Annotated in this window: 33 protein-coding genes and 1 riboswitch; of the genes, 11 read left to right on the top strand and 22 right to left on the bottom strand. The window is 35.7% G+C overall.

From position 1 onward, the window contains the following. Positions 1-106: 106 nt before the first annotated feature. From RCJ93_RS03070 to RCJ93_RS03060, 3 genes are all read right to left on the bottom strand, one after another. On the bottom strand, positions 107-2,008 hold the full coding sequence (locus RCJ93_RS03070) for a vWA domain-containing protein (RefSeq protein ID WP_446738361.1): 1,902 nt from the start codon (positions 2,006-2,008) through the stop codon (positions 107-109). A 10-nt stretch (positions 2,009-2,018) separates the two neighbouring features. Beyond that, on the bottom strand, positions 2,019-2,882 hold the full coding sequence (locus RCJ93_RS03065) for an AAA family ATPase (protein ID WP_150284491.1): 864 nt from the start codon (positions 2,880-2,882) through the stop codon (positions 2,019-2,021). Between the two features lie 185 nt (positions 2,883-3,067). Next, entirely contained in the window at positions 3,068-3,265 is a 198-nt protein-coding gene (locus RCJ93_RS03060) for a DUF6501 family protein (protein WP_066787407.1), read from the bottom strand. Between the two features lie 385 nt (positions 3,266-3,650). On the opposite strand from RCJ93_RS03060, the gene RCJ93_RS03055 reads away from it, so the two are divergent. Next, on the top strand, positions 3,651-3,941 hold the full coding sequence (locus RCJ93_RS03055) for a hypothetical protein (RefSeq protein WP_446738360.1): 291 nt from the start codon (positions 3,651-3,653) through the stop codon (positions 3,939-3,941). Between the two features lie 120 nt (positions 3,942-4,061). Here the strand turns inward: RCJ93_RS03055 and recQ are convergent, their stop codons facing one another. Then, entirely contained in the window at positions 4,062-5,831 is a 1,770-nt protein-coding gene (gene recQ / locus RCJ93_RS03050) for a DNA helicase RecQ (protein ID WP_446738359.1), read from the bottom strand. 185 nt (positions 5,832-6,016) lie between these two features. Between recQ and RCJ93_RS03045 the strand changes: the two genes are divergently transcribed. After that, on the top strand, positions 6,017-6,931 hold the full coding sequence (locus RCJ93_RS03045) for a DMT family transporter (RefSeq protein WP_150284493.1): 915 nt from the start codon (positions 6,017-6,019) through the stop codon (positions 6,929-6,931). A 127-nt stretch (positions 6,932-7,058) separates the two neighbouring features. Here RCJ93_RS03045 and RCJ93_RS03040 read toward each other — a convergent pair whose 3' ends face one another. Further along, a complete protein-coding gene (locus tag RCJ93_RS03040) occupies positions 7,059-7,697 on the bottom strand; it encodes an NAD(P)-dependent oxidoreductase (RefSeq protein WP_446738358.1) in 639 nt (212 codons plus the stop codon). Between the two features lie 183 nt (positions 7,698-7,880). Between RCJ93_RS03040 and RCJ93_RS03035 the strand changes: the two genes are divergently transcribed. Further along, complete coding sequence (locus RCJ93_RS03035) at positions 7,881-8,315, top strand: Rrf2 family transcriptional regulator (protein WP_249774324.1); 435 nt, start codon at positions 7,881-7,883, stop codon at positions 8,313-8,315. 109 nt (positions 8,316-8,424) lie between these two features. On the opposite strand, the gene RCJ93_RS03030 is transcribed toward RCJ93_RS03035, so the two are convergent. The 4 genes from RCJ93_RS03030 to RCJ93_RS03015 form a co-directional block, all read right to left on the bottom strand. After that, positions 8,425-8,946: an AAA family ATPase gene (locus RCJ93_RS03030; protein ID WP_251647320.1), complete on the bottom strand. Its 522-nt coding sequence runs from the start codon at positions 8,944-8,946 to the stop codon at positions 8,425-8,427. A gap of 78 nt (positions 8,947-9,024) precedes the next feature. Next, positions 9,025-9,669, bottom strand: a complete 645-nt coding sequence (locus RCJ93_RS03025) for a hypothetical protein (protein WP_446738357.1) — start codon at positions 9,667-9,669, stop codon at positions 9,025-9,027. Positions 9,670-9,821: 152 nt separating this feature from the next. Further along, on the bottom strand, positions 9,822-10,160 hold the full coding sequence (locus RCJ93_RS03020) for a hypothetical protein (protein WP_150284497.1): 339 nt from the start codon (positions 10,158-10,160) through the stop codon (positions 9,822-9,824). A 356-nt stretch (positions 10,161-10,516) separates the two neighbouring features. Next, the gene (locus RCJ93_RS03015; protein WP_446738356.1) at positions 10,517-10,924 is read right to left on the bottom strand and encodes a hypothetical protein; all 408 of its coding nucleotides are present in this window, start codon (positions 10,922-10,924) and stop codon (positions 10,517-10,519) included. A 153-nt stretch (positions 10,925-11,077) separates the two neighbouring features. On the opposite strand from RCJ93_RS03015, the gene RCJ93_RS03010 reads away from it, so the two are divergent. The 4 genes from RCJ93_RS03010 (at position 11,078) to RCJ93_RS02995 (ending at position 13,065) form a co-directional block, all read left to right on the top strand. Further along, positions 11,078-11,593, top strand: a complete 516-nt coding sequence (locus RCJ93_RS03010; protein ID WP_446738355.1) for a hypothetical protein — start codon at positions 11,078-11,080, stop codon at positions 11,591-11,593. A 91-nt stretch (positions 11,594-11,684) separates the two neighbouring features. After that, a complete protein-coding gene (gene tatA, locus RCJ93_RS03005) occupies positions 11,685-11,882 on the top strand; it encodes a twin-arginine translocase TatA/TatE family subunit (RefSeq protein WP_066787432.1) in 198 nt (65 codons plus the stop codon). A 76-nt stretch (positions 11,883-11,958) separates the two neighbouring features. Further along, entirely contained in the window at positions 11,959-12,849 is an 891-nt protein-coding gene (locus RCJ93_RS03000) for a ComEC/Rec2 family competence protein (RefSeq protein WP_446738354.1), read from the top strand. Further along, positions 12,850-13,065 carry a DUF3006 domain-containing protein gene (locus RCJ93_RS02995; protein ID WP_251646493.1) on the top strand — a complete coding sequence of 72 codons (216 nt, stop codon included), beginning with the start codon at positions 12,850-12,852 and terminating at the stop codon, positions 13,063-13,065. A gap of 284 nt (positions 13,066-13,349) precedes the next feature. On the opposite strand, the gene RCJ93_RS02990 is transcribed toward RCJ93_RS02995, so the two are convergent. The 7 genes from RCJ93_RS02990 to RCJ93_RS02960 form a co-directional block, all read right to left on the bottom strand. Further along, on the bottom strand, positions 13,350-13,949 hold the full coding sequence (locus RCJ93_RS02990) for a YdhK family protein (protein WP_190323417.1): 600 nt from the start codon (positions 13,947-13,949) through the stop codon (positions 13,350-13,352). Between the two features lie 177 nt (positions 13,950-14,126). Next, positions 14,127-14,447 (bottom strand): four-helix bundle copper-binding protein, encoded by a 321-nt coding sequence (locus RCJ93_RS02985; RefSeq protein ID WP_066787444.1) that lies wholly within the window; start codon positions 14,445-14,447, stop codon positions 14,127-14,129. 113 nt (positions 14,448-14,560) lie between these two features. Beyond that, entirely contained in the window at positions 14,561-15,139 is a 579-nt protein-coding gene (locus RCJ93_RS02980) for a YdhK family protein (RefSeq protein WP_418066807.1), read from the bottom strand. A 63-nt stretch (positions 15,140-15,202) separates the two neighbouring features. Next, on the bottom strand, positions 15,203-16,249 hold the full coding sequence (locus RCJ93_RS02975; RefSeq protein WP_446738353.1) for a sensor histidine kinase: 1,047 nt from the start codon (positions 16,247-16,249) through the stop codon (positions 15,203-15,205). Continuing rightward, on the bottom strand, positions 16,239-16,907 hold the full coding sequence (locus RCJ93_RS02970; protein WP_446738352.1) for a response regulator transcription factor: 669 nt from the start codon (positions 16,905-16,907) through the stop codon (positions 16,239-16,241). Before RCJ93_RS02970 ends, RCJ93_RS02975 begins: the two co-directional genes overlap by 11 nt. A 36-nt stretch (positions 16,908-16,943) precedes the next feature. After that, complete coding sequence (locus RCJ93_RS02965; RefSeq protein ID WP_150284505.1) at positions 16,944-17,615, bottom strand: reverse transcriptase-like protein; 672 nt, start codon at positions 17,613-17,615, stop codon at positions 16,944-16,946. 112 nt (positions 17,616-17,727) lie between these two features. Next, positions 17,728-18,693, bottom strand: coding sequence for an NAD(P)H-dependent flavin oxidoreductase (locus RCJ93_RS02960; protein WP_446738351.1), 966 nt, complete (start codon positions 18,691-18,693; stop codon positions 17,728-17,730). 181 nt (positions 18,694-18,874) lie between these two features. Here RCJ93_RS02960 and RCJ93_RS02955 point away from each other — a divergent pair, with 181 nt between their 5' ends. Then, complete coding sequence (locus RCJ93_RS02955) at positions 18,875-19,288, top strand: PH domain-containing protein (protein ID WP_066787457.1); 414 nt, start codon at positions 18,875-18,877, stop codon at positions 19,286-19,288. A gap of 52 nt (positions 19,289-19,340) precedes the next feature. Here the strand turns inward: RCJ93_RS02955 and RCJ93_RS02950 are convergent, their stop codons facing one another. Together RCJ93_RS02950 and RCJ93_RS02945 are read right to left on the bottom strand one after the other, a co-directional pair. After that, the gene (locus RCJ93_RS02950; protein WP_150284507.1) at positions 19,341-20,444 is read right to left on the bottom strand and encodes a 5-methyltetrahydropteroyltriglutamate--homocysteine S-methyltransferase; all 1,104 of its coding nucleotides are present in this window, start codon (positions 20,442-20,444) and stop codon (positions 19,341-19,343) included. Between the two features lie 129 nt (positions 20,445-20,573). Then, positions 20,574-20,674, bottom strand: a riboswitch (SAM riboswitch). Between the two features lie 103 nt (positions 20,675-20,777). Beyond that, positions 20,778-21,104 carry a nucleoside triphosphate pyrophosphohydrolase gene (locus tag RCJ93_RS02945; RefSeq protein WP_150284508.1) on the bottom strand — a complete coding sequence of 109 codons (327 nt, stop codon included), beginning with the start codon at positions 21,102-21,104 and terminating at the stop codon, positions 20,778-20,780. Between the two features lie 247 nt (positions 21,105-21,351). On the opposite strand from RCJ93_RS02945, the gene RCJ93_RS02940 reads away from it, so the two are divergent. Together RCJ93_RS02940 and RCJ93_RS02935 are read left to right on the top strand one after the other, a co-directional pair. Then, entirely contained in the window at positions 21,352-21,567 is a 216-nt protein-coding gene (locus RCJ93_RS02940) for a hypothetical protein (protein ID WP_150284509.1), read from the top strand. Positions 21,568-21,859: 292 nt separating this feature from the next. Beyond that, positions 21,860-22,909, top strand: a complete 1,050-nt coding sequence (locus RCJ93_RS02935) for a DUF4352 domain-containing protein (RefSeq protein WP_446738350.1) — start codon at positions 21,860-21,862, stop codon at positions 22,907-22,909. A 342-nt stretch (positions 22,910-23,251) separates the two neighbouring features. On the opposite strand, the gene RCJ93_RS02930 is transcribed toward RCJ93_RS02935, so the two are convergent. Beyond that, complete coding sequence (locus RCJ93_RS02930) at positions 23,252-23,827, bottom strand: superoxide dismutase family protein (protein WP_066787473.1); 576 nt, start codon at positions 23,825-23,827, stop codon at positions 23,252-23,254. A 151-nt stretch (positions 23,828-23,978) separates the two neighbouring features. Here RCJ93_RS02930 and RCJ93_RS02925 point away from each other — a divergent pair, with 151 nt between their 5' ends. Then, on the top strand, positions 23,979-24,542 hold the full coding sequence (locus RCJ93_RS02925) for a flavodoxin family protein (RefSeq protein WP_150284511.1): 564 nt from the start codon (positions 23,979-23,981) through the stop codon (positions 24,540-24,542). A gap of 48 nt (positions 24,543-24,590) precedes the next feature. Here RCJ93_RS02925 and RCJ93_RS02920 read toward each other — a convergent pair whose 3' ends face one another. From RCJ93_RS02920 to RCJ93_RS02910, 3 genes are read right to left on the bottom strand one after another with little or no spacing between them, the layout of a single operon-like run. Further along, positions 24,591-25,292 (bottom strand): ABC transporter permease, encoded by a 702-nt coding sequence (locus RCJ93_RS02920; protein WP_066787477.1) that lies wholly within the window; start codon positions 25,290-25,292, stop codon positions 24,591-24,593. After that, positions 25,289-26,209 (bottom strand): osmoprotectant ABC transporter substrate-binding protein, encoded by a 921-nt coding sequence (locus RCJ93_RS02915; protein ID WP_446738349.1) that lies wholly within the window; start codon positions 26,207-26,209, stop codon positions 25,289-25,291. The genes RCJ93_RS02920 and RCJ93_RS02915 overlap by 4 nt, the downstream gene beginning before the upstream one ends. 12 nt (positions 26,210-26,221) lie before the next feature. Next, the gene (locus RCJ93_RS02910) at positions 26,222-26,857 is read right to left on the bottom strand and encodes an ABC transporter permease (protein ID WP_446738348.1); all 636 of its coding nucleotides are present in this window, start codon (positions 26,855-26,857) and stop codon (positions 26,222-26,224) included. Positions 26,858-26,866: the final 9 nt, after the last annotated feature.

Genomic DNA, 26,866 nt, shown 5'->3' with positions numbered 1-26,866 from the left:
TAATTCTATGTAATAAAAAAAGGGCTTATTCTAATGAATAGCCCTTTTTTATTTAATTAAAACAATTATATAATCATAGGTGTAAATAAAGATACTTTGCTCTCTTTTACTCAGCCGAAATAACAAGCGAAATTAATTTACGAAGTAGCCTGATAGTTATTTCAGTAAACTTTTCTACACTATTAGCTGAAACTGTGTGCGTACCATAAATTGTGTGGAAAAGGTGGAGCTGCTCCTCGCTAGGCATATCTGTGTTTAAAAAGAGATGCAGTACTTGGATACCATGCTTTTCAGCCTCCAGTACGGCCTCTGCCGTATCTTTAATCCCATTTTGTGCATAATCGAATGCAGAAGGCTCACCATCTGAGAAGATCAGCAAGAAGCGGTGCTTTTCATCTCTATTTTTTAACTGCTTCATCATCCAACGGATTGCAAAGCCATCACGGTTGTCTTCATGAGGTTCTAAAGCCATTATAGAAAGACCATTGTCCTTCTGCCCATCCTGTAGCTTATGCAACCATTCAAATGTATTTGGCTGTACCTCCGCTGTTGCTTCATACGCATCTTCATAAAATGAAACGATTTCATGCGTAATTTTCATTTGTCTTAGAACATCATGAAATAACAATACAGCTTTTTTCGTTTCATTCATTTTATCCATCATGGAAGCTGAACCATCAATTAACAATCCGAATACTGCATCGAGCTCTTTTGACTTGGCATTTTTTTGATAGAAGGGCTTTGGATGTTCATCTAATACAAGTGACATTAATTTAGAGGCATTTAGTCTTCCCTTTGTTAAGTGATCTCTCTTTGCGATTTCTTTTTGTGCCATTCTTTTGCGAAATTCCGCAGTCAGTGCTTTTACACTTGGTGATTGTTCCTTTCGCCATACACTTAACATTTCTAAACTTTGAAAGTCTTTAGCAGGCTCTATGCGTTTTTCTTCAAAAATAACATTGGCATTTTGTTCTCCGTACTCTTTCTTTGCTTGCTTTGTTGTTCGCGGAAGTTTTTTTATATCATTAGAATCGTTTTCAAATACCTTGCCCGATGAATCGGACGCACTCCCTACCCCTTCTTCAGAAATCTGATTGCCTTCTTGTCCTTCTTCAGCTTCTATACTCAATGCCTTGCCTGCATTACCGCGCTCTAATTCATATCGTAGATGTACGCCATTCTCTTCCTGTGTTTCTCTGTGCCACGTTCTAAAAAGCTGCTCAATCGTTTCCTTAGCATTGTCTTTATCACCGCATGCTTGTTCTTTCACACCTTTATGTTCATGGAACTTAGCCGCCTCAGGAATGGCATCCATTAATGCATAGTAATCCAGCACAAGGTCTCTTGCCAAATATTCTTCAATAGCAAAAACAGTTCTTACTGCTAATGCTATACTTTGTGTTGTATTTCTGACGTCATAGATTTCTTGGAATAGAATTAAAACAGGCTGAAATTGATCTGCCACTTCAGATTCAGGCAAACGGATCATACCTTCGTGCGCTGCTAAAAATAAGTAAGAAAGAAAACTATCTGCTATAAAGCCTTTCTGGCTGTTAACTTCAAAACGGTGTTTATGTGATTCAATATAAGCCTTCCGTCGAGTCTCAAAGGCTTGTTTAGTCCCCGGACGCTTCTTTTCAACCACATCCATTAATCGAAATTCTTCAATCATTAAAGCAAGTTGCTTTATTAGCTTTTTATAAGGATGATCCTTGAATTCTTCCTCCATCTCCAACCACACTCGTACATTAAACTCTCTCCAAAAACCAATCGAAAGCAAATAAATATCTGAAAGTCGGCCTAGATGTGTGATTTGCTTGCTACGATGTCGCCAAAAAACACTCATAGCAATTTGTTGCTCCTGCGGCTTTAACTCAATCAATTGACGTTCAGTTAATTGTAATGAGGGTGTATTAGATAAAGCTTTAGAGAGCTGTTCATACTGAAGCATCTGACGGGGATTGATCTGTTCGTTATTAAATTGTATAAACCGACTTAGCTCAGCCACAATTGACCCCTCACTTCATCCATGTTTTCGCTAATTCTAGCACTAATTCTTTCTCGCTTGGATCATCAAGTTTTTCAGCTATTGCGTAGCGAATAGCTCGAAGCGGATCCATATACTGTGCTAGTTCTGTTGCATCGAGCAAGCTTCTTACAGAAGCTGCTTCTTCACTCAACAATCCATTAATGACTTGTTGCTTTAAGTCTTCCGCCAATTGCAACATCAAGATACGTAGATTTTCCGATAAATCAGGAAATCTTTCTTTCCATAATTCCTCAAGCTGTTCTCCGTTTAAATAAGGAATACTAAATGATACAAATCGATTCTTCAGTGCCTCATTCATCGGTGCAGTACCAATATATCCTTCATTGATTGCTGCAATTACACTAAAGTCTGGATGTGCAACAATCACTTCACCGGTAAAAGGATTAGTCAGCATTCTCCGATAATCCAAAACACTATGCAAGATTGGAAGTGTCTCAGCTTTCGCCATATTAATTTCGTCGATATAAAGAAGATGTCCTTCCTTCATCGCTTTAATGACAGGACCTTCTATAAATTCGATAAACGTTTCACCATCTTTTTGTACTATTGTTTTAAAACCAAGCAAGCTTTCAGCATCCAAATCTACAGAACAGTTAATGCTATGCATGGGCTGATGGAAAAAATCTGAAATAGATTCGGCCATTTTAGTTTTTCCAGCACCTGCTGGACCTTTCAGCAAAACTGGCTTTTTTAACGTCACTGTAAATAACACATCAAGCCACAGATGGTCATTAGGGGAAATATATCCTCCCTCGCCAATTAAAAGTAGTTCCTCTTCATTATACTCTCTGTTTTTTCTTTTTTTTCTTTCCTTTTGTATTAATTGCTGCATATCAAAAACCCCTTTCAATATTGTCTTAATGATATAAAAAAACTTTTCGCTTCCTAGAAGGATGCGAAAAGCAGAGTCATGTAGTGATCCGCATATATGTTCTCAAAACCATTTACTCATATCTATGAATTAATGGTTTGAACTGATGCTTCACACCGTTCATTGTAAGAATGTGAAGTGTTTCATTATGCAAAGTAGTCTTTATAGTAACCGCCAACAAGACCTGTATTATCAATAATGAAGTAGAACTCTTCTGTTTCATTTTTCACTTCATACTCTTTACCCACTGTTAAAACATTTGATACTAAGTATTTTTTTGCATCCGTGTTGGTACAACGAATGGTTTTGATAGTTGGTGCATCTTTCCAATTTAAATGAATCATACTATTTATTAGCCCCTTTTAAAAATTTAAAACTTCTATATTTCATAACTGAGATTATCAGCTATACTTCTCCTCCATTTTAAACGATTTTTTACTATTTGTCTTATAAAGCTTATCGTTTATTCTGATTGATGATACAAGCCCTCTCTATATGCTACTATAAGGACAGCATATAATCGGGGGTGTAAGTCATGGTAGCTGGGTTACCTATGTGGTTCTTTGCAGGCGCATTTGCATTTTTTATTATTTTCTTTATCGTCGCCGAATGGATGACTAGAAAATAAATTTCCGTTGTTTAAATTGGATAGTGCCGTGGAATAATGGAGTCATAGAGCTCGGCATGATGCAGGAGGACTTCTGAATTTGCGAAAAGGATGATTTCACGATGAAACTAACCGTTCAAGGAAAAAAGTTCATTACAAACTTAACAAAAGACAACAAATATCATTTGCTACGTTTTTACGCAGTTGCAAACAGGGATGGGCTACAATATGCAGCGGATATTGATACGCCTATTCACACGGATATTATCATGGAGGTAGAAGGCATCCATGTAGCACTTTCCCCCAAGCTACTGCCGATACTGAAAGATAAAATTATTCATTCTGAAACGGTTAATGGTGTGACCGGTATTGTTTTATTAGATGAAGAGCATTCGCATTTGACAACGAATTAAATGTAATTAAAAAAGCCCAAAGCAAATTCTGAATTCACCAATTTGCTTTGGGCTTTTTGCATGCGTTTTTACTTCTTAAAAAAAATTTGATTCTTCAAAACCCTATAATATTTAAATTCCTCATTGGCTAACCTGGAATGCGGCGATTCTATTCAAGAACAACTCACCGTATTTCTCAAGCTTATTCTCCCCTACACCGGTTACCTCTAAAAATTCTTGCTCATTGCTAGGCATTTTCGCACACATGTCACGCAGTGTTTTATCAGAGAAAATAACAAACGGCGGCACTTGTGCTTCATCAGCCAACTGTTTCCGAAATATCCTTAAATCTTCAAATAAAGGATCATCTACTGAAATGGCCTTGGATACAATAACTGCTTTTCTTGTGACTTTACACTCTCCAAGCAATACATTTTTCCCTTTTTCTGTAACGAAAATGGTTGGCATGCTACCTTGATTTACTGCCAACAGCTCTTCTGCAATCATAAATTCAATAAAATTAGTTGCGTCTTTAATACTCATTTCACTTAACAAACCATATGTCGAGAGTTTGTCAAAGCCAAATTGCCGCATCTTCTGATTCTTCGAGCCGACTAGAACTTGAGCTACCATTGTTTTTCCGAATTTCTGTCCCATTCGGATGACACAAGACAAAATTTTTTGGCAATCCACTGTCACATCTGTTCGTTCCCTTTCGTCTGTACAGTTGCTGCACTTCCCGCAAGCTTCCGCAGAAGAATCACCGAAATAATGGACGATATAATGCTGAAGACAGCTTTCTGTATGACAATAATCTACCATGCTCTGAAGTTTCTGCAATTCACTCGCTATTCGCTCACGATCTTCACTTTGATCAATTAAAAAACGCTGGGTTTGGACATCTTGCGAAGAATATAGCAAAATACATTCACTTGGCAAACCATCCCGTCCTGCTCTTCCTGCCTCTTGGTAATAGCTTTCCATATTTTTCGGCATTTGATAGTGAATAACAAATCGGACATTCGATTTATCGATACCCATTCCGAAAGCATTTGTTGCCACCATAACAGATGCTTCTTCATGCAAGAATCGGTTTTGTTCTGTTTGCCGTAATTGTTCAGATAAACCAGCGTGGTATTTTGCAACAGGAATACCCGCTTTTTTCAGAACCTCATATAAATGATCTACTGTTTTTCGAGTAGCACCATAAATAATGCCATTTTCTGATTGATTCTTTTTCAAAAAGTCTTTAAGATAACGCTCTTTATTCTGTCCGATCATGACTGAAAAACTTAAATTGTCTCGCTCAAATCCTGTCAGTACCGTATTTTCTTTAGGTATGTCCAATTGAGCGCAAATATCTGCTCTTACTGCAGGAGTAGCAGTAGCCGTGAGCGCAGCAAGAGCCGGTTTTTCTTTAAATAAATGTATAAGTCGTCCAATTGCACGGTAGCTTGGCCGAAAATCATGTCCCCATTGTGAAATACAATGTGCTTCATCAATGGCAATAAGTGGCACTGAAAGAGAGGCAAGCAAATTTCTAAAACTCTCAGACTCTAATCGTTCTGGCGCTATGTATAGAAGCTTATATCGCCCCTCTTTAAGATTCATCATTGTTTCACTGTATTCATAATCATTTAGAGAAGAATTAATATAGGCCGCTTCAATGCCCATTTCTCTCAATGTATCCACTTGATCCTGCATTAATGAGATTAAAGGAGAGATGACAATCGTCGTTCCTTCCATTATCAGCGCTGGTATTTGGTAACAAACCGATTTCCCACCACCTGTTGGCATAACGCATAGGCATGGTTCATTTGATAAAATGGTTTCTATTACTTTTTCCTGCCCTGACCGAAATTGGTTGTAGCCGTAGTAATGTTTTAGATATTCTATTGCCTTTTCTATCATCATGTCGGCTCCTTTTTATACTTAATATTACCCCTATTGTAACATGTCTAGCGTTTAGCTTGGAGGTTTCGTAAAATGAATAATTCCAATCATTTAGCCTTACGAAACAAAAAATTCTTTTCAGATTCTATAATTCCCCGTATAATATTAAAGTTATATATAAAAAAAGAAGGAGCCAATTGTATATGTGGTTTTTATTTTCAATCTTGACTGCTCTAGCATGGGGAGGAGCAGATTTATTTTATAAAAAAGGATCCAATAGCGAAGATCGATTCAGCCATTTGAAAATTGTTGTAATGGTCGGTCTTGTTATGGGTATCCATGCAACCATCTTTTATCTTTATAAAGATATAGACTTCCACCTGTTTGATATGGTTAAATATTTGCCTGTCTCTTTCTTCTATATCGTTTCAATGACTGTTGGCTATGTAGGATTGCGTTATCTTGAACTATCGATTTCATCACCAGTTCAAAACTCCTCTGGTGCCATTACAGCTATTTTACTATTTATATTTTTCCAACAAGACATTGACTGGATTCATATTTTAGGGGTTATTGTTATTACTGTAGGTGTTATTGGAATTGCAGTTGTCGAAAAACATGAGGAAGATAAAATGATGCGCCTAAATCAAGTGAAAGTAGATAAAAAATATCAGCTTGGTTTTATGGCTGTATCATTCCCAATTATTTATGCGCTATTAGATGGGGCCGGCACATTTGCGGATGGTATTTATCTGGATGAATTAAAATTAATGTCTGAGGATACTGCATTGTTAGCATATGAATATACATTCTTTATTTGCGCTGTTTTCGTGTTTATCTATTTAAAATTATTCAAAAAAGTTTCTTTCAATGTATTTAAGGAACGAGATAAAGGATTAGCTGCCATTTTAGAAACAACCGGCCAATTCTTCTATGTCTATGCAATGGGATCATACGCAATCATCGCCGCACCTCTTATTGCTTCTTACAGTATTTTCTCTGTCATTTTGTCTCGTATCTTCTTAAAAGAGAAGTTAACACCAAAGCATTACTTTGTAATTGCTATTGTAATGATTGGTATTATTATTCTTGGCATTGCCGATGCGGATGAGGCTTAGTACAAAGAGATGCTACTGATTTTAATAATAATTTAATAGCTTTATTACATTAAAGAAGAGCATTGAAGTAAATTCAATGCTCTTTTTAATAGAAGCTAGAGGGTATAGATAAATCCATTTGTCGATATTATTCTGCTTCTCCGACAACTGTGAATCGTTCATTTACATGTTGTGGGTTTTCAATTTCATCAATTACTGCTATAGCATAGTCAGAATAGCTAATATAGCTTTCCCCTTTTGAATTAACTAAGAGATGATCCTTACCTGATTTATAGGAACCAGTTCTTTTTCCTTCCGCATCAAATGTTGCAGAAGGACTAATAAATGTCCACTTAATATTAGAAGTTTCCTTTAATTCTTGTAAATTTCGTCCTTGTCCTTTTGCAGTTGGTTTAAATATCTCTGGAAAATCAGGTGTTTCCATTACTGTAACTGTTTTGTTTTCGTCTACATAAAGACTACCAGCTCCACCTACAATTATTGCTCTTGTATCAGTGCCTTTTAGTGCCTCAATTAATGCATGTCCAGCATCCACATGTGCTTGTTCCTCTCCTAAAGCCGCACCAAATGCGTTCACAACTACTTCAAAGTTTTTCAAATCATTAGATGTAAGGTCAAATATAGTTTTCTCAAGAACCTCAATGTTCTTGTCACCAATTTTTGAAGCGTTTCTTATAATAGCAGTCACTTCATGTCCACGACTAATAGCTTCATTTAAAATAAGACTTCCAGCTTTACCATTTGCACCAATAATACCAATTTTCATTTTAAGTACCTCCATAAATGAGTTGTAACTATATCAGTTACTTGTAACCATAATAATTACATTTAAAACGTATGTCAACACTTTTATTTTCTTTTTTATCGTTCATTCATTCTTAATATACTTGTAATAAAAAGAATTACAGGTGTATTATTGTGGTACATCTATAAGTAAAGGGTGAAAATATTGTCCATTAGTAGTCGATTTTCAGTAGGCATTCATATATTAGCTCTTATTGCAATCAATAAAAATGAGAGAAGTACTTCAGAATTCTTAGCAGGTAGTGTAAATACAAATCCAGCTGTCATCAGAAAAATTATGGGCATGCTTAAAACCGCAGGGTTGGTAAATGTCCAACCTGGTATAGCAGGAGCCGAACTCGCAAAGGACCTATCTGCCATTACACTGTTTGATGTTTATAAAGCAGTGAATGTGGTTCAGGAGAAAGAGCTGTTTTCTATACATGACAATCCAAATCCCGAATGTCCAGTAGGAAAGAACATCCAAAGTACAATTGAACCTTTATTTATAACAGCCCAATCAGCAATGGAGAAGGTATTAAATAGTCTTACTTTAGAGGATGTAGTGAAGGATATCAATGATAAAGAAAATATCTGTTAAAAAAGCATTCATATGAATGCTTTTCTTTTTTCTATTTCACTTTTGTTATCATTAGATTGACAGCCAAAAAAATATCTATCACTTCTATTATACAAAGAAAGAATTTAATTCATTCGTTAATATAATTAATAACCTTATCCATATAGCTTTCTATAGTTTTGCCAGTATCTACAATCAGGTATTCATAATCAGTTGGCTTTTTGCTACTTTCTAAGGTTTTTTTAAAAGCCTCTTCAGAACGTATCCCTCTAATTTGACTTGTCATGCTTTCTCGTTTTATTAATCTATAATTAATTTCATTAAAGTTATTAAGGTAGCACTCAATGTATTTATATTTCACGCTATACTTTTTAGACAAACCTATTCCTTTATCAACTATTTCTTTATAAAGGCAGGGGCTATCAAAAATTACATTTTGGCCTTGAGATAAATGAAATTCAATTAAAGACCAATCAATATTGTATGATATCTTACCTGTTTTGACATCAACCGGAATATTCTCTATCGAATTTAATAAAGCAGATTTTACAATGTCATGGTCTATTATGACTGCACCTGTTCTCTTAGCAATTTGTCGAGATAGTGTGGACTTCCCAGAGCCAGGGAAGCCAGACATTTGAATAAAAAACATTGTTCAACACCATTTCTTATATTTTTTTATATCAATTACTCATTTGCTTAATACTTCTTAAATCCACCAAATCTTATCTTAAAAAGCATCTGCAAAAGCACCATAGGGATCTTTCAAAAAGTCTCTTTTATCATTGATTACATTATTAAAATCCATTTCCAAATAGTACATCGCCTTGCTTAGATTATCATAGAAAAATGGGACAAATTCTAAGTCTTTAAAATGGTACACTTCAATTGACTTTTCATTATTTCGATGAACTTTAAAAATACGATGATTGCCATTGATACAATGAGGCATATTCCCCGTTAAACGCTGACTTTGAAGTATCATGACAGGATTTTTATGATTCGTTTTTATGTTATTCAAGTCTTTATTTATATTCCCTTCGTCAACCGAAGCAATAATTTGAGTTGGATTAAAAATTGTTGGGTTGATACCTTCTTTTTTTATAAGCGAAGTAGCACCATCTATATCTAAGGCATATTCAAATATCCCTGTTGGAAACACTGCATACAATGAGAATGTCTCTTGTCCAAATGGATGGACTACTGGGTAAATCTCATCCTTTAGATCCTGCCCTATAATTTCATTCCACTTTGAAGCAGTTCTCACTCCATAATTCGATTTATTCTCCATTTCCTGAGTACGCATTTGAAAGTGTTTTAGTGGATTAAAACGCCTTGATGCCTTTTCATAATATTCAATTTGATTTTTAATCAAAGCTCTCTCCCCTACCTCTACAATCTGCTCAATACCATTATTGTTTTCAATACGCTATCAAACGAGCGCCGAATTTATTTTCGTATATTCGTTCTCTTTATTCACTTAAACTCTCCTTAACTATCTTTCTCTCGAAGGTTCTTCCTAGATTATTAATTACCAGCTGGAGGAATTACACCCGAAATAAGCAAAATAAATAATAGTAACCCGATCAATAAATATAAAATAGAAGCATTAAAAACTGGACCTCTTTTGAACACAAAAGGCTCACTTTTTTGAATATAGCCCGTCTCACCTCGCAATTGAGCCGAACGAATTTCAGAAGCCCTACCTCCACTGCTAGAAAAATAGTAGATGATAATAGTACAAGCCAAACCTATAAAGAACATAACTTCGATGAAACGTACAGAAAATTTATTAGCTGCAAAGAAAGTAATTGCTGCCTCAATGGCGATAGTAACAGTTATAATTAACCAATCCTTTGGTTTCACTCTTTTTCCTCCATATATTTGTAGTTAGTTATAATTTTAACAGATAATTTGATTATTTTTTCACTAATTTAAATATTTTTGATATTAGAGATCATATTGTTTATTTTATCGGTTTCTTTACACAAAAAGAGGCTCAATTTTTTATTTGAGCCTCAATAAAGGGTTTTATCTACTTTCTATTGTTAGGTTTTCTCTTGTAGTATAAGTGAACAAGAATGACAGCCAATGGGGGGAAAACAAACAATACAACATGCGTTATCTTGAAAATAATAAAAGTCACAAATAAACTGATAACTAAACTAACCACATACCAAATCCACATCTTTTTCTACACTCCACTTTTTCTTACTAGTATATCATTCCTTAGCTAGATCAGTTTTTGAGAGTAGCTTTGTAAGAAATTCTTTATCTTCATCTTCTACCTGATAATAAGAATATGGACGCTGATAGTCTGTAAAAAATACGCGGTCTTTTTTTCTATCTATCCATACGGAGTAATTACTCACTACTGAGTTTTGATTATCATCTCTAAATTGAATGTAGTATGGTTTTAAAGTTGCCAATTCCTTTTCTGACATCTTTATACTTCCCCCATTATCAAATAGTTCTTTCCCTTTTTGATATACTTCCTCATCACGTATAGATTTTACTAATTGTAATGTTCCAGTTTTGTCGACTGCGCCTGTTTGGACAGAATGATTGGGTGCCATACAACCAAAAAGCATCAAAATAAAACACATACTGCTCCATTTTAGCCACTTCACCACATCACCTTCTTCTTAGCTTTTTATCAGCTATTTCCATCTTTCATTATTCTTATGAGTATTTTTCCGGTATTCTTTTTTTCAAAACCTTCGGTGCATATGGATATGGCTATATCTGATATGATAGTATTGTTGGAAAAAGGAGGCATATCTATGAAACAAAGTGAACTGCGTAAAAGAATGCTGCGCAATGAAGACAAGTTAAAGTATTTAGATGCAGAATTAAGGGTTATTCAATCTAAGTTTGATATTGAATTCACTCGTTTTCTAAAGAAAATTGGTTTAATTGATTATGATGAGATATTTGAAAACAGGGCAACAATCGGAAAGTTATTTCAGGATTTGCCTGAAAGCAGTCCAATAAAAAAAGCGTATCAAAAACATTTTAAACATCATCTTGCTGAATTGTTTTTTAACCTTTCTATTGAAAAAGAACGCTTTAAAGTAGAAGTGATGTTAAATAATGACGAATATATTATGCTTGAAGAAGACAAAGAAAAAATAGCTCCATTAATTAATGACATTCATATAGCAATCGAGAAGATACAAACAGAATATATGGCAATCCAGCAAAAGTATGTGGATATGCGTTATGAAGCTATGCTGCCTGCAGACGCATTAATAGAAGAGAAAAAAAGAATTGAACATGAGTTACAACAAATTCAATAAAACTTTTTTCTAGCTGTGTGTTTCATATCTGTCGATTGGGGGTATACTAAAAGCAAGCAATAGCAATTTTATATTAATAGGAGGGTTTCTTATGGGACTAGCTAGTATCGGTGTGCCCGGATTAATCGTTATTCTTATCATTGCATTGATTGTATTCGGACCTTCCAAATTACCTCAAATCGGCAAAGCAGCTGGTGATACTATTCGGGAATTTAAAAACTCAACACAAGATTTACGAGATGAAGTTACTGTCACCAAAAAGACAGACGATGAAAATAAACTAAATTAAGTTATAAAGAGCAAACGTATGTTTTGCTCTTTTTTAGTTGTGTCATTAAAGTAAAAAGGAAGGAGGAAATGAAAACATGACAAAAAAATATCAACTCATACTCTACTTTGTACTAGTAGGGTTATTAGTCCTTACCGGGTGCTCGGAATTAACAAAACAGCCAGTAAACGGGAACCCAACTCCCAATCAATTTGATTCTGCTGAACAAGTAAAGGTACATATTTTAGATATTGGCCAAGGAGATGCTATTCTAATTCAATCAACAAAGGACAACATACTAATTGACGGCGGCAATAAAGGACAAGGTGAAAATGTTATACAATATCTTAAAAAATTTAATGTTAAACAATTGAATGCAGTTATCTCAACTCATCCGGACGCTGACCATATTGGTGGCTTAGCAGATGTTATAGACGCTTTTCCTGTTAAATCCGTCTTTGCTCCTCGTGTAACACATACAACCTTTGCTTATCGGAACTTTCTACAATCCGTAAAAGCTAAACAACTAAAAATACATGTAGCAAAAGAAGGTATATCAATTCCTGTTGAAGAAAGTATGCTTAAGCTTCAATTCATTGGTCCTACAAAAGAATATGTACAGAGTGATCTAAACGATTGGAGTGCAGTACTACTCATGCAATACGGTGTAAATAAATTTTTATTTACAGGAGATGCGGAAACAAGAGCCGAAGAAGATATGTTGGCTGCTCATTTGATTTCTAAAGTGGATGTGTTAAAAGTTAGCCATCATGGTGCAAAAGAAGCAACAAATGCTAATTTCTTATCACAAGCAAAGCCAACATATGCTGCCATTAGCGTGGGTACAGATAACCGTTATGATCATCCAACATCAGAGGCACTCAACCGCTTAAAAAAAGCTCATGCTAAAATTTACAGAACAGACGAAGATGGCACAATTACATTTAGCAGTAATGGGAAGAATATAAGTGTAAAGGAGGAAAAATAAGTGCAAAAAGGAATTGTGGATCGATTTGAGGGAGATTTAGCTGTCATTGAAATAGATGGAGTAACTGTGGACTACCCTAAAAAAATATTACCAAAGGATGTACAAGTAGGTGATTTATTGATAATCGAGAATGACACTATTTCCATAGATGCCGAAGGAGCTAAACAGTTAAAAACAGAAATTGATAATTTGGCGGACGAATTATTTGAAGAATGATTACTTAGTTGAATGACTTTGGGCGTATATTCAAAAACAAACATGATGGATATTACTTCATTCCATTTTCCCAATACGACTTTTCTTTCAAGAATAACAGAATATAATTGTTTTTTCAGCAAAATATATGATATCATAACATTACATAATGTAAGTAAATATATATCATAAGGAAAAGCGAGGGATGAGCAATCATTTCTCGCTTTTTCATTTGCTCTACTTTTTCATTTACTTTTAGTAAACTATAAAATTGTAATTCTATGGTCATTGATTAATAAAAATAGTTATTGTTCTTTCATTAATTCGCTTTCTATTACCCATTTATAGTTTCTTTCTTTCGCTTCTCCTGTAGTCAGTTGATAATTAATCATGTAGACGTTTGTTTTTTTGCCCGAGATAATCCTTGCTCTTGCGCCCCTCATTCCTGGTAAATGATCCGCTTCTAACGTGACATGTTCTCCTGGTTGCAACAGTTTATCGTTCGATTTTTGTATCTCTTCTTGCACAATCCATTTGTAGCCCTTTACTTCTCGAACATCCGATGTTTTTGCATAATCTACCTGGTAAGCTGTTGAATCATAAGCACCCACAACAGTACCTTTTGCTCCTTTCATCCCTTCTTTATGGGTAGCCAATACAGCTACTCGACTACCGACAGGATATGCTGGTGTCGAAGCTTTTTTTATGTTTGGAGGGACAATCCCTGTGTTGTAATCTTCCACATCGGTATTTTCCGTAACGGAATGTTTAGTTTCCATATTTAAATGATCATCTGGAGCTAAATTTATATTTTTGTTTACTTTTTTTGTATCGCTATTGCCACAAGCAGCAAGCACTAAAACTGTCAGTAAAATACACGCTAGTATAAATGGTTTCTTAATCATTTTTTCCTCCCATAATTTTGATATGGGTAGTATGTACAATCATCTATATTTTATTTCTTTCAATAAAAAACAATGTAAAAAGACGACGAGGATCATTAAACAGAGTTTAATACCTTTGTTTTTATACACAAACAACAAGAAGAGCTAGAGGTACTCTAGCTCTCACTTAAAGGAAAGTTATTTTGCCATGCTCCGGCAAGCTTCGGCGCATCGATAGCAAGCCTCTGCACATTCTTGACAGTGTTGATGGTCATGTTTTTTACATTCATTTCCGCATGCTTCACATATTTCCGCACATAGTTTACAGATTTGCGCTGCAAATGGACTATTAGATTGCATTGATTTAATTGCAAGTGCACAAATATCAGCACATTCACGGTCCGTTCGAATACACTCCACCATCATTTTTACATTTTCTTCTTTCAAGCACGCATCATAACAACGATTGCATGCTTCCATGCAATCAATACACGCTTGTATACACTCTTCATATGTCATTAAAATTCCTCCTGTAATTAATATAATCTGCACTCATTTTTAGTATTCCCATCTCTTATTATCATAAACACAAAAACCCTCCAACCTTAATTATGGCTGGAGAGTTTATCCATCTATTCTTCAGCTAGTTCATCCTCTGTAACCCATTTATGGTTTTTCATTTCTTTGCCTCCAGTTGTCGGCGTATAGTCAACCATATATACAGTTGTATCTTTCGAAGATTCAATAGTTCCTTTTGCACCCTTCATACCTTTCATATGATCTGCTTCTATTGTAACTTCGTCACCCTTTACAAACTTTTTATTGTCCGCATCTTTGATTTCTTGCTGGATGACCCATTTATGATTTTTCACTTCTTTTCCACCATCTGTTGGCTTATAAGAAACAGCATACACTGTTGTATCATATGCTCCAACAATTGTTGCTTTCGCTCCCTCCATTCCAGGCATATGGTTGGTATGCATAATCGCTTTGGAGCCTATTTTAAATGTTGGATTTTTAGCTTCTTGCAATCCAGTTGGTACTTCTCCAGAACTAGAGTGATCCATATTCATATGATCGGAATTCGTATTCTGTTGTTCAGTTGTCTTTGCTTGCTCTCCTTTCTTTTGGTCGCCTTGTTGATCATTGCATGCTACTAATGCAAATGCAGTTGTAAGGGATAAGAATCCCATGGTCCATTTTTTATTCAATTTAAATTCCTCCTCTATCTACTTCTATTAACATGTCAAAGATATCGTAAACATATGTAGAAATTATGAAGAAATAGGTAGAGAAATCGTAAATGTAGTACCTTTATCTAGAAGACTTTTGACAAAAACTTGTCCACCATGTGCTTCGACTAGCTTTTTCGTGATCGTCATGCCAATTCCAGAACCTTTATAATTATTTTGCCCTCTATAATGTCGTTCAAATAATTTGCTGGATGTTTCTTCGTCCATACCGCTTCCGTTATCTGAGATAATTATTTGAAGTTCATCTTGTGATTTATTCAACAACTGAATAGCAAGATTCCCTTTTACCGGAAGGTGCAAAAGGGCATTCTTGATGATATTATGCAGGATTTGATTTAAGCGTAATGAATCGACAGAAGCAAAAATACTCTGGTCCAGCGTCAAATTTACTTCTATTTTTTTTTCAAGCAGTTCACTTGCAAGAGATATGACAGCACTCTCTATAATGGGAGCAACCTGATGAAGTTGCTTGTTGATTTTAAAAGTTGGACTATTAATATCATTTAATGTATCCAGCTCACCTACCAGCAGGATAAGGCGATCAATTTCTTCAATACACCCTTCAAGCCTTTTAGGAGTTGCCTTCCATACGCCATCCTCAAAAGCGCTCAAATAACTCTTAACGGATGCTAAAGGATTACGAATTTCGTGGGCTAAATCTTGTGTCATTTCTTTTCGCCGAACCTCATAAACACTCAATGTTTTATCTAATGTTTTCAAGGACTGTCCTAATTGGCCAATCTGATCATCAATAGTATAGGTAATATTCAAATCTCTTTTCCCTTTGACTAACTGTAAAGCAAAATGATTCAGCTCTTGAATTGGCTTAGTCAAAGTCCGAGCTATGAAAAAACTGGATACCAAAATAATGATAAACAACAAACCGATTGACCAGACAGCTGTTTCAGCAAGCGCCATGTCAAAATGATGAATAACTTCTTCTGCATCTTTAAGTTTTAACATCATTAAATGTTCATGGCCTTTATATAACAGGATAGCAGTGATTATAAGAAGCATTGTTAATGAAAATGCAGCAATAATTAAGGCGATTCTTATATTAAATTTCATGCCCATCCGCCATTTCGTTCATCTTGTAACCAATACCAAAAACTGTTTGTATATAGTCATTGTTCAGCTTTTTACGGAGATTTTTTATATGCTGGTCAACAACACGCGGATTATTATCTTGTACACCACCAACCATTTTGTACAGTAAATCATCCCGGCTATATACCTTTTTAGGATTTTCAGCAAGCAAGCATAAAATCGTTGCTTCATGCTGTGTTAGTTGTATCATTTCCTCCTGTCTCTTAACTGTATTCAATTCTTTAAGAATAGTTAGGTCTCCAAATCTAATCACATCTTGCTGTGTTTTTAAGGGAAGCAGTCTTTCAGCCCTAATCAGTATCTCTTTTGGATGAAATGGTTTTACCACATAATCATCTGCACCACTGTTAAAGCCGTTCACCTTATCTTCAATTGATATTTTGGCTGTCAGCATGATGACGGGTATTTGATAGTTCAATTTGGCATACCGACAGATTTCTTCCCCATCTATATCCGGTAGCATTAAATCTAAAATAATCATATCAAGCGGTATACTGTCCATAATCTCAATAGCCTGTTCTCCTGTATTCGCTACATAGGTTTGATCTCCGTTCCTTTCAAAATAAGATGTTAAGACATCTGTTATTTTTTCTTCATCATCTATTATTAAAACTTTCAAGCTACTCACTCTTTTTCTTAATGTTTGTTTTTATGATTAATCGCTTTCTAATACATATTCTACTTGTGCGGCAATTTCAATGCCTTGCAATGCTTGTGAAGCAAGACGATCTGCTTCTCCATTCATTTTGCGTGATATATGTTCATACTCTGCCTCAATGCCTAGTTTTTTTAACGCTGCATCTATACGATCTGTAAAACTTAGTAAATTCGGTTCGAGTACTGCCCATTCACCACTCATTTGATTGATTACGACTTGTGAATCTCCCAAAAAGCGTACATTCATATGATGTACATTTAAAAGTTCCAATTCGATAATGCTCAAATGTAGCGCTGCATACTCTGCCTCATTGTTTGATTTATGACCAACAGCCTGTACGTTTCTTCGCAGTCGTTTTTGTTTGCCATTTTGTTCAAAGTAGATAGCACAACCAAGTCCCGAAACCGCAGTTTTTAAATCATATCCGCCGTCAAAATACACTGTAATATTGTGTGGCTCCTCTTCAATTTCTTTCAAATAGCGTTTTAACTCTTTCATTGTCCATGTACTACCATGTGGGTCTATCAACAGTAAATTTTTAATACGTCCTGTTTTCTCAATATCTTCTGCCATTTTAAGTGCTTTACCAGCTTCCATTTGATCAGAGCGAAAGACTGTCTCCATACCACCACGTGGAATTTTGTAAGTCCATTCGATTGTAATTTTCATTGTAACCTCCATCATTTTATCTTTTTAAGCCTATTGTCACCAATATACAGATTAATTATGATATAGCAGCTCACCTAACACAAAAAGCCTCTAATAAAGAGGCTGCAATAGGCTACTCGCCTAAAATTCGTGCTAATCGTTTTTGCCCGCTCACTGCTGTTTCTATCACCTCGTCAAATAGTTGAGCGACAGACGGCACATGATCAATCAAACCAATTACTTGGCCAGCCCAGCCAAAACCACTTTCTTGCTCGCCATCATAAATATATTTGCAATTCGCTTCACCACTAATCATTTCTTTCAAATCTTCATAAGTTGCTCCGCTTTCTTCTTTTTGAAGTATTTTTTCTGTGAAAGGAGATTTAATGGTGCGAGCAGGAGCACCAAGTGACCGCTTGATTACGATAGTATCTGTTTCTTTTCCGTGAATAATCGCTTGCTTATACACTTCACTTGCATGGACGCATTCTTTAGTGGCGATAAAACGTGTACCCATTTCAATACCTTCAGCACCAAGCGAGAGGCCTGCAAGCAATCCTCTACCATCGCCAATACCGCCACTAGCAAGAACAGGAATAGATACGGATTCAACAACGCGCGGTACAAGAACTATTGTGCCAATATCTTCGCGTCCTAAATGGCCGCCACCTTCTTGACCAACTGCCATCAATATATCTGCTCCTAGTTCTTCCGCTTTCTGAGCTTGCCTTACTCCTGAAACCAAGACTAGAGTGCGAATATCTTCATTTTTAACGCGTTTTAACACTGGTGCTGGATTACCACCTGTAATAGAAATAGCAGGTACTTTCTCTTCAATTGCGGTTTCTAAAAGCTCTTCATATGCATTTTGATGTTTTGAAATAGCGAAGTTGACGCCAAAAGGACGATCTGTTAATGTACGCACTTTTCGGATTTCATCTCGAAGTTTTTCCTTAGATCCCAAAGTAGCGGCTGTAATCTGTCCTAGACCGCCAGCATTTGAAACCGCAGCGCATAAATCGGCGTAAGCCAAATAAGCAAGGCCACCTTGGACAATGGGATACTTAATACCAAGAATCTCGGTTACTCGTGTTTTCAATTTGGACACCCCCATGTATTGTATGTATCTTTCTATTAGTATAAGGGAATGCAAAGAATTTTCATATTATTATTGGAACTAAAATAGAATGAAATGCGGGTCTACATTTGATAAAGTAATATAAAGAATTAATTTCCATATATGAATGTCTTAAAAATAAATTAGCGAAAGGATTTATCAGATGTATTACCCATCTAAAAAAGATTTATGGCAATACCCTTTATATTGGGGTACAATCATTGCTTGTTTCGCACCTCTTGTTGCAGGAAGGGATTATGTAGTCCTTGTTTTTACTGTACCGTTAGCAATTTTGCTCATATGGGGTTGGTTTTGTACAGGATATAAAGTTAATCAAAGCTACCTGATTATTCGAAATGGCCCCTTCAAAAAGAAAGTTCCTATCAAAGAGATTAAAACAATTTCTAAAACCAAAAATCTGCTTGCTGCCCCTGCCCTTTCAATAGATCGATTGGAGATCATTTATGACGCAGACAATAAAATGGCACTTGCATCTCCAAAGGAGCAGCTGCAATTTTTAGCTACTCTAAAAAGTATTAACCCTAAAATTGAATTAGACTCCAAGCTAAATCAGTAAAGCCATCTATGAATCAAAATAAGGAACAGCTTTACTAGCTGTTCCCAATACCTTAGCCCCAAATCTCTTTTGATATATCAACAATAAACTTTAATTTTGCCCATTGTTCTTCTTCCGTTAGAATATTACCATGATGGGTTGAAGCGAACCCACACTGCGGGCTAATACATAGCTGCTCGAGTGGTACAAATTGTGTTGCTTCTTCTACACGAGCTTTGATGTTTTCCTTGTCTTCCAACTCGCCAAATTTTGAAGTAAATACTCCAAGCACTACTTGCGGCCCTCCCTTTGGAATATAGGTTAGTGGTGTGAAGTCGCCAGAACGATTGTCATCATATTCTAAGAAAAATCCGTCCACTTTTTCATTTGCGAACAAAGTTGGAGCAATTTTAGCATAACTTCCTTCAAATGCCCATTTTGAACGATAATTCCCCCGGCATAAGTGTGTCGTTACTATTAAATCTTCCGGTTTGCCTTCTAACACTCCATTTGCTACCCGAAGCGCAAGGTTAATCAATTCTTCACGTGAATATCCACTGTCGTTAAATGGAATATTCTCAGCATTCAGTCCCGCAATATAGACATCATCCAGTTGCAAATAACGACAACCTGCTTCATAGAAGGCTTGGATTGCATCCCGGTAAGTTTGGATTATATCGCTCGCATATTCCTCGATATCTGGATAAATGTCAAGGTTTCTAATGCCAGCATTGAATAATTGGTTTGGGCTCGGTATCGTTTGTTTTGGAATTGCCCGATCTCCTACAATTTCTTTGAACTCTAGAAAATCTTGAATATGCGGATGATTTGAGTTAAAAGAAATCTTTCCGTTATTACGAACATCATATTTTTCTGTTTCTTCTCCTTTAAATTGGAAGCCGTATTCTGGGACATATCCTTCAACACCATTTAAATGTTCAAGAAAATCTGTATGCCAAAATCTACGTCGAAACTCTCCATCAGTTACTGCTTGTAAACCGACATCAATCTGTTTGTCCACCGCTTTTTTGATCTCTTCCGTCTCAATCTGATGTAATTGTTCTGCGGATATGTTACCTTCTTGATAGTCCTTACGTGCTTGGTGAATGCTTTCTGGTCTTAATAAACTACCTACATGATCAGCTCTAAATGGTGCTTTTACTAACGTCTTTGTCATCAAAATCTCTCCCTTAGTTTCATTTAGTTAATTGACTAATTGACTCCAACTCTTCTATCCTCTAAATAGAAAAACCCTCTTCTTAATGAATAAGAAGAGGGTTGGAATACCATACGAAAAAAAACGCTCCTCTTATCTGCTAGCTTTACGCTACTGGAATTGGCACAGTACTATAATAGTCCGCTGCCGAGGCTTCAAAGGGCCAGTCCCTCCACCTCTCTGGATAAGAAAATCAACATATTAAGTTTGTATAAGTATATAATAACGCAATAAATAGAATTGTCAATGTTTTTTAAAAATTTTTAATTTAGCATTTTAATCTATCTATATATTCTACTCATCTAGCACCTCAACCAAATAAATACCTTTTGAAAAACGTCCACTTTTTTCAGCTTTAGCTAAACGTGATTCTTCCAATTCTTTCAATGAAATATTATAAACTTCTAATGCTGTATGTATAAGTTCCAAAAGGTCTGCCAATTCTTCCTTCATCTCTTCCCTATTTTTTGCTTCGTTTACTTCATAGGCTTCCTCTATGAATTTTTGCTTCATTTTCTGTAGTAACTCTTGTTCACTTAATTGTTCAACTATACATTTTTCCCCTTTTCCTTCGATGATTTGCGGGATAAAATCTCGGACTAATTTATTGTAAATTGGCAATTTGTACTCACCTACCTCTGAGTATTTTAGTATAAATAGAGTTTTTAGTACTGTTTCTTTTTTCTCTATTTTACACTATTTTATAAGAAAAACTAGAATTTAGAAGTAATACATTTTATCCTTTATAGGAAACCATCAGCTGATCACCACTATTACCGATTACACACAAAAATTGCCGAATTCTGTTTAAAAAATGGTTTAACTTTTTGAATTGAGGCTATATGTAAAGTAAGAAAGGATGATGAAAATGAAAAAAAATGACAAAGCCGAAAATTTAAAAGAAGGACCATTAGATACACCAGATGAAGTAAAGTCTGATAAAGAAAGTATCTATGACAAAGACCCTGAAATGCAAACGGTTGATCCCATCCCAATGGAGGAGTTAAATCAACAAGTTGAAGATGAAAAACACAACCATCATACAAAGGATACCTCTTCAAGTGAAGAGCGCTATCCTGGCTAGGCTAGTGCTTCTCTATTACTCACATACATCCGTGCAAGACATGTATAAGAGACTTTCATGAGAGTGAAGGTCTCTTTTCTCAAGGGGCGGAATACGAACAAATACATACGGCAACTAGAAGAATCCATACCCTTTCACTGCTTATTTATAAGCATTTCACAAAAATTTTGCAGTTGAATACCTTAGAATGATGATTCTATTGTGAAAGATTGGTTACCATTTGGTTCAGCAAATTAAAAAGAAAACGGAGGGGTTTCCTATTAACAGAAAGAATTGGTGGCTGCTAAGCCTATTGGCTATTCTTACCCTTGCCTTAGCGGCATGTGGAAGCAGCAAAAAAACAAACAAATCTGGAAGCGAAGCGAGTGATATTGCGTTTAAAGTTAATTCTGGAGAATATGTAACAATTACCAAGTATGATGAAACCGAGGAAAAGACATATCTCAAATTAAATGTGACAGTCCAAAATAAATCTAAAAATGAAATCCCAGTAAATTCTTCAAACTTTAGTTTATATGGTAGTAAAGATGATGAAAAAATTGACTCTGTCTATGTAAATCCACCGGATGAAGAATCTTTTAAAGAACTATCAGGAAGTATCTCTCCTGAGAAAAAAGCGAGTGGTGACCTCTTTTACCCTGTCAATAAAGAAGAAAAGTATGAGCTTCATTATCAACCGCGCATTTATGATGACAAAGGTGAGAAACATAAAGAGTTAGTAGTATCAGTGGATCCGTCGAAGTATAAAAATGATTCAGAGAATGCCAAGAAAGCTGTAGCAGCTTATGTTGATCAAGTTTTCTTAAGCAATGACAATCCAGATTTTAAATCCTTACTCACAAATGATGTCTTAGCAGACAGCCAAAAGTTTGATGAAGAACTTGCCAATCAATTGAAGGAAGGCTTTGGTGAGTTTACACCATCCATGCGTTTGGAAAAAATGTTTATTGAAAAATACCGAAACGCTTTAAATAAAAAAATTGAGCCTACTTATAAAATCGCTTATGGTGATTCAAAACAAGCTAAAATAAATGTTAGCTTTAAAAATTTCGACACATCAGATCTTTATAAACAATCTCGAAAAGTAAGCGAACAATTTGCTAAGAAAAACCAAAATAAATATAGCTATAAAGAATATAAAAAAGCTCAAGAAGATGCTTTAAATTACACATTTAGCCGTATTGATCAAATTATGAACAATACGAGTTTGAAAGATGATAGTCGTGAATATGCACTCATTTTAAAAGAAGCAGATGGTAAATGGACAATTCAAAAGACAGACCAAGATATGAATAGCGAATACGATGATTTGCTTAAAGCATTCGTATTACAGACTTATTAAATAAAAAAAACCGCTTGAATGGTAATATTCAAGCGGTTTTTATTTTGGTTAAATAAATATTCTTCTTTACGCAGAAGACTATTACTGATTTTTTTATAATGTTATCACCCATATTTTCTAGAAAAAGTTCTAATCCTTAACGGATAACACTAGATATAAGTAACTACACATTTTCTTCGACATCAAGACGCAACCAACCGACAGCTTATCATGGTCTCCGTTGTTGAAACAACATACTTAATCGTCTTTACTTATTGAGAATAATGAGCGACAGCTTGAAGGTGGCTTTGTCGCTCTCTCGTCTGGTAGTCAAAATGATATGACCTTAGCTTTTTTAAGATGTTAATTATTTTTTTCAATTACTCCGCAAGCAATTCGTGCGCCTGAATTACCGCTCGGATCAGTTTTATAGTCATCTGCTTTTTCGTGAATAACAAACGCACTTCCATCCTTGTCAAACAATGTATTATGCGCTCCCTCTTTTAAGGTGAAGGCCTTGGTCGCAAAACCTACATCTACTGTTCCATCCTCTTCCACTTGTATATTTGGAAGATCGCCTAAATGATAACCTTTTGCGTTGTAGTATCCGTGAACTTTGTGAGTTGGATTAAAATGACTTCCTGCAGATTCGAATGTTGGTTTCTCACATATCCCTTTTTCATGAATATGGATCCCATGGTCTCCTGGTGGTAAACCCTGTAACTTCAAATCGATTTGTACGCCCTTTTCATTTTCTGTCAAATTCGCTTTCCCTAACTCTTTACCTTCTGTATTAATAAACTTAGCCGTTGCGTGAATGGTTGTATTTTTTTCTCCACTTACTGGTTTTAAGTTGTCTACTTTTTGTTTGTTTGTCGAACACCCGGTTAGAATGAGAAGCACGACTAACATAGGCCAAGTATTTTTTAATAATTTCATTTAAAACACTCCTTTCTCTCAGAGTGGCCAGCTAAGCCTTTTTTTATTCGATATGTTTGTGATTCTTTTTGTCCACTTTTTGAAATTTCTAACAATTTAAAACTTTATTAAGTTATAATAGAGAATAAGAACGATAGAAAGGAGAAATTGTATGAAAATCACTACCTTTATAGGAAGTTCTCGCGCTAATGGTAATACAGAAATTCTCACTGATATCGTAACAAAAAATGTAACTCACAGACGCATCTATTTAAAAGATATTATGATTAAACCTATCCATGATTTGAGACATGATATGAAAGGTTTTAGACCAGTTGCTGACGATTATGATCAAATCATTGAAGCCATCCTAGAAAGTGATGTATTGATTTTCTCTACACCTGTTTATTGGTATAGCATGACTGGATTAATGAAAAACATGATTGACCGCCTCAGCCAAGCCATCCGTGACGAGCGTTATCCAGATTTGAAGGAACACTTAAAGACTGTTAACGCAATTGTAGTAACAGTGGGTGGCGACATTCCACGCATTAAAGCATTGCCGCTAATCCAGCAATTTAAATACACATTTGATTTTCTCTCCATTAACTTTTCTACTTACATTATCGGTCAAGGCAGAAGACCAGGTGACGTTGTGAAAGACGAACAAGCAGTTGCAGAAGCTTTGTTGTTAAATGAAAAGCTAAAATTGGAATCAAAATCGAACGCACATTAATAAAGAGGGATTGGCATAAGCCAATCCCTCTTTTAAAAACCGAAGTTTTTATTCTTGTAAAGACTGTACCTTAAGTTGATCTCCCTTACGTCTTCTCATGGGGTCCATTCGCCTTTCCACAACACTTAGCAAAACATCAACTATTATTGCCATAAATGCGGTAGGAATAGCCCCTGCTAAAATGATGGCTGTTCCGTCGGTCGCATTTGTACCGCGAATGATAATATCGCCAAGACCACCTGCTCCAATAAATGCCCCTATAGCTGTAATCCCGATGGCAATTACTAAAGCAATACGAATTCCCGCAATAATTACCTTCAAGGATAGAGGTAATTCAATCATATAAAGCACTTGCAAACGCGTCATACCCATGCCTTTACCGGAATCAATTAAATTATTATCTATTGTTGTGATGCCAGTATATGTGTTTTTAATAATCGGTAACAAAGAATATAGAAATACGGCAACAATAACCGTTGTTTTCCCCAGCCCCATACCAAGCATAAGAATAGCGAGCAAAGCTAGGGCTGGGATAGTCTGGATTATGTTTGCTAATGTAATCAAAGGACTTGCGAGCTTTTTATATTTTGCTATTAGTATCCCAATCGGAATACCAAACAACGCCGCTAGCAGTACACCGTAAACAGATATTAAAAAGTGGGTCGTAAACTGGGTTAACACATACATACCGTTTTCTTGGAAGTAGTACATAAATTGCTCAAATGTATTCAACTTTGTCATATCCTTCATTGCCCATCTCCCCCTTTCTCATCGAAATAATTATGCTCTTCTAAGAATTTTTCGGCGACAACTGCTGGCTCGATTAAATTATTATCAGCTTCATAATTTAACTTTTGCATTTGTTTAGTCGAAATCTTTCCTATTAATTTTTCAATGGATTTTCTTACTTTTGGTTTTTTTTCTAGTAGCTCATTTGTTGCAAAAGGACTGGCATCATATGGAGGGAAAAAGTGTAAATCGTCCTTCAAAATTACTAAATCATAACTTGCTATACGGCCATCTGTTGTGTAGCCCAGCACAACGTCCATTTTTCCGGCTGAAACGGCATCATAGACAAGGCCGATTTGCATAGGGAAAACATCTTTAAAATCAAAACCGTATTCTTTTACAAAAGCCTTATAACCGTCCCCTGGCCTGTTCATCCAAGAGGTATCAACCCCAGCTTGGAGCTTGCTAGCAACCTTCTTTAAATCGCTTACCTTTTTCAAATGATATTGCTTTGCTGTTTTACGAGTCACCATAAATGCATACGTATTGGCAAATCCATACGAATCAAAGAACGTTTGATTATATTTTTTATCAAACCTATCTTGTACAAACGTTAATGCTTTTTGAGGATTCTTAAGCGGGTCTGCTTGAAGTACCCCCGTCAAATCCGTCCCTGTATATCTAACGGCAGAAATGTTGGCATCCCCATTTTGCATGGCTTGATGCGCTACAACACTTGATCCTAAATTATTAATAAGCTCTACTTTTTCATTCGTATCATGCTCGATTAATTGCTTCAACATATTACCCATAATTTGACTTTCGGTTGTTACCATAGAAGCTACTTTGATCTCATCCACATCTTGGTTTGACTTATTACATGCAGTAATTGTGAACACAAGCAAGATAACTACAATTCCTTTTAACCATTGTTTCATATTCATTTCCTCCTATCTTACAATCCTTAATCCCTTAGGCGTAGCCCATTTTTCAACTTTCGATAAAATAAAGTCACTAATGAGCGCAAGCAATGTAACAAGCACTGCACCGCCTATGATGAAATCAGGCTGATAGAGGTTAAGCCCATTGAAGATAAAGTCGCCGAGACCCCCAGCACCAATATAAGAAGCAAGCGTAGCCCATGAAATCACATACACAGCTGATAAACGAATACCTGCCATAATAACAGGGATGGCAATGGGCAATTCTACTAAGCGGATGGTCTGAATTGAAGTCATTCCCATACTAATGCCTGCAGCAACTAAATCTTTATTGACTGAGCGCATACCTATGTATGTGTTATTTAGGATGGGAAGCAGAGTATAAATAAAGAGGGCGATAATTGCGGGTACCTTACCAACGCCAATAAATGGAATCATCATAGCTAAAATAGCTAATGAGGGTAGCGTTTGAAGAATACTAGTAATGCCAAGTACTACTTTGGCCACTTTTTCAGTTTTAGACAGGATTATACCAAGAGGGACCGCCACAATAATGCCCAGCAACAGAGCAATAATTGAAATATAGAAATGCTCAAAGGTCTTTTGAATAATCGCGCCACTATTTTCCGTTAAAAAATCAATCATAATTTCCAG

The sequence above is a fragment of the Rummeliibacillus sp. BSL5 genome (genome assembly GCF_052928305.1).
Note: the sequence above shows the minus strand (reverse complement) of the source record. Positions and strands in the feature narration are given on the sequence as shown.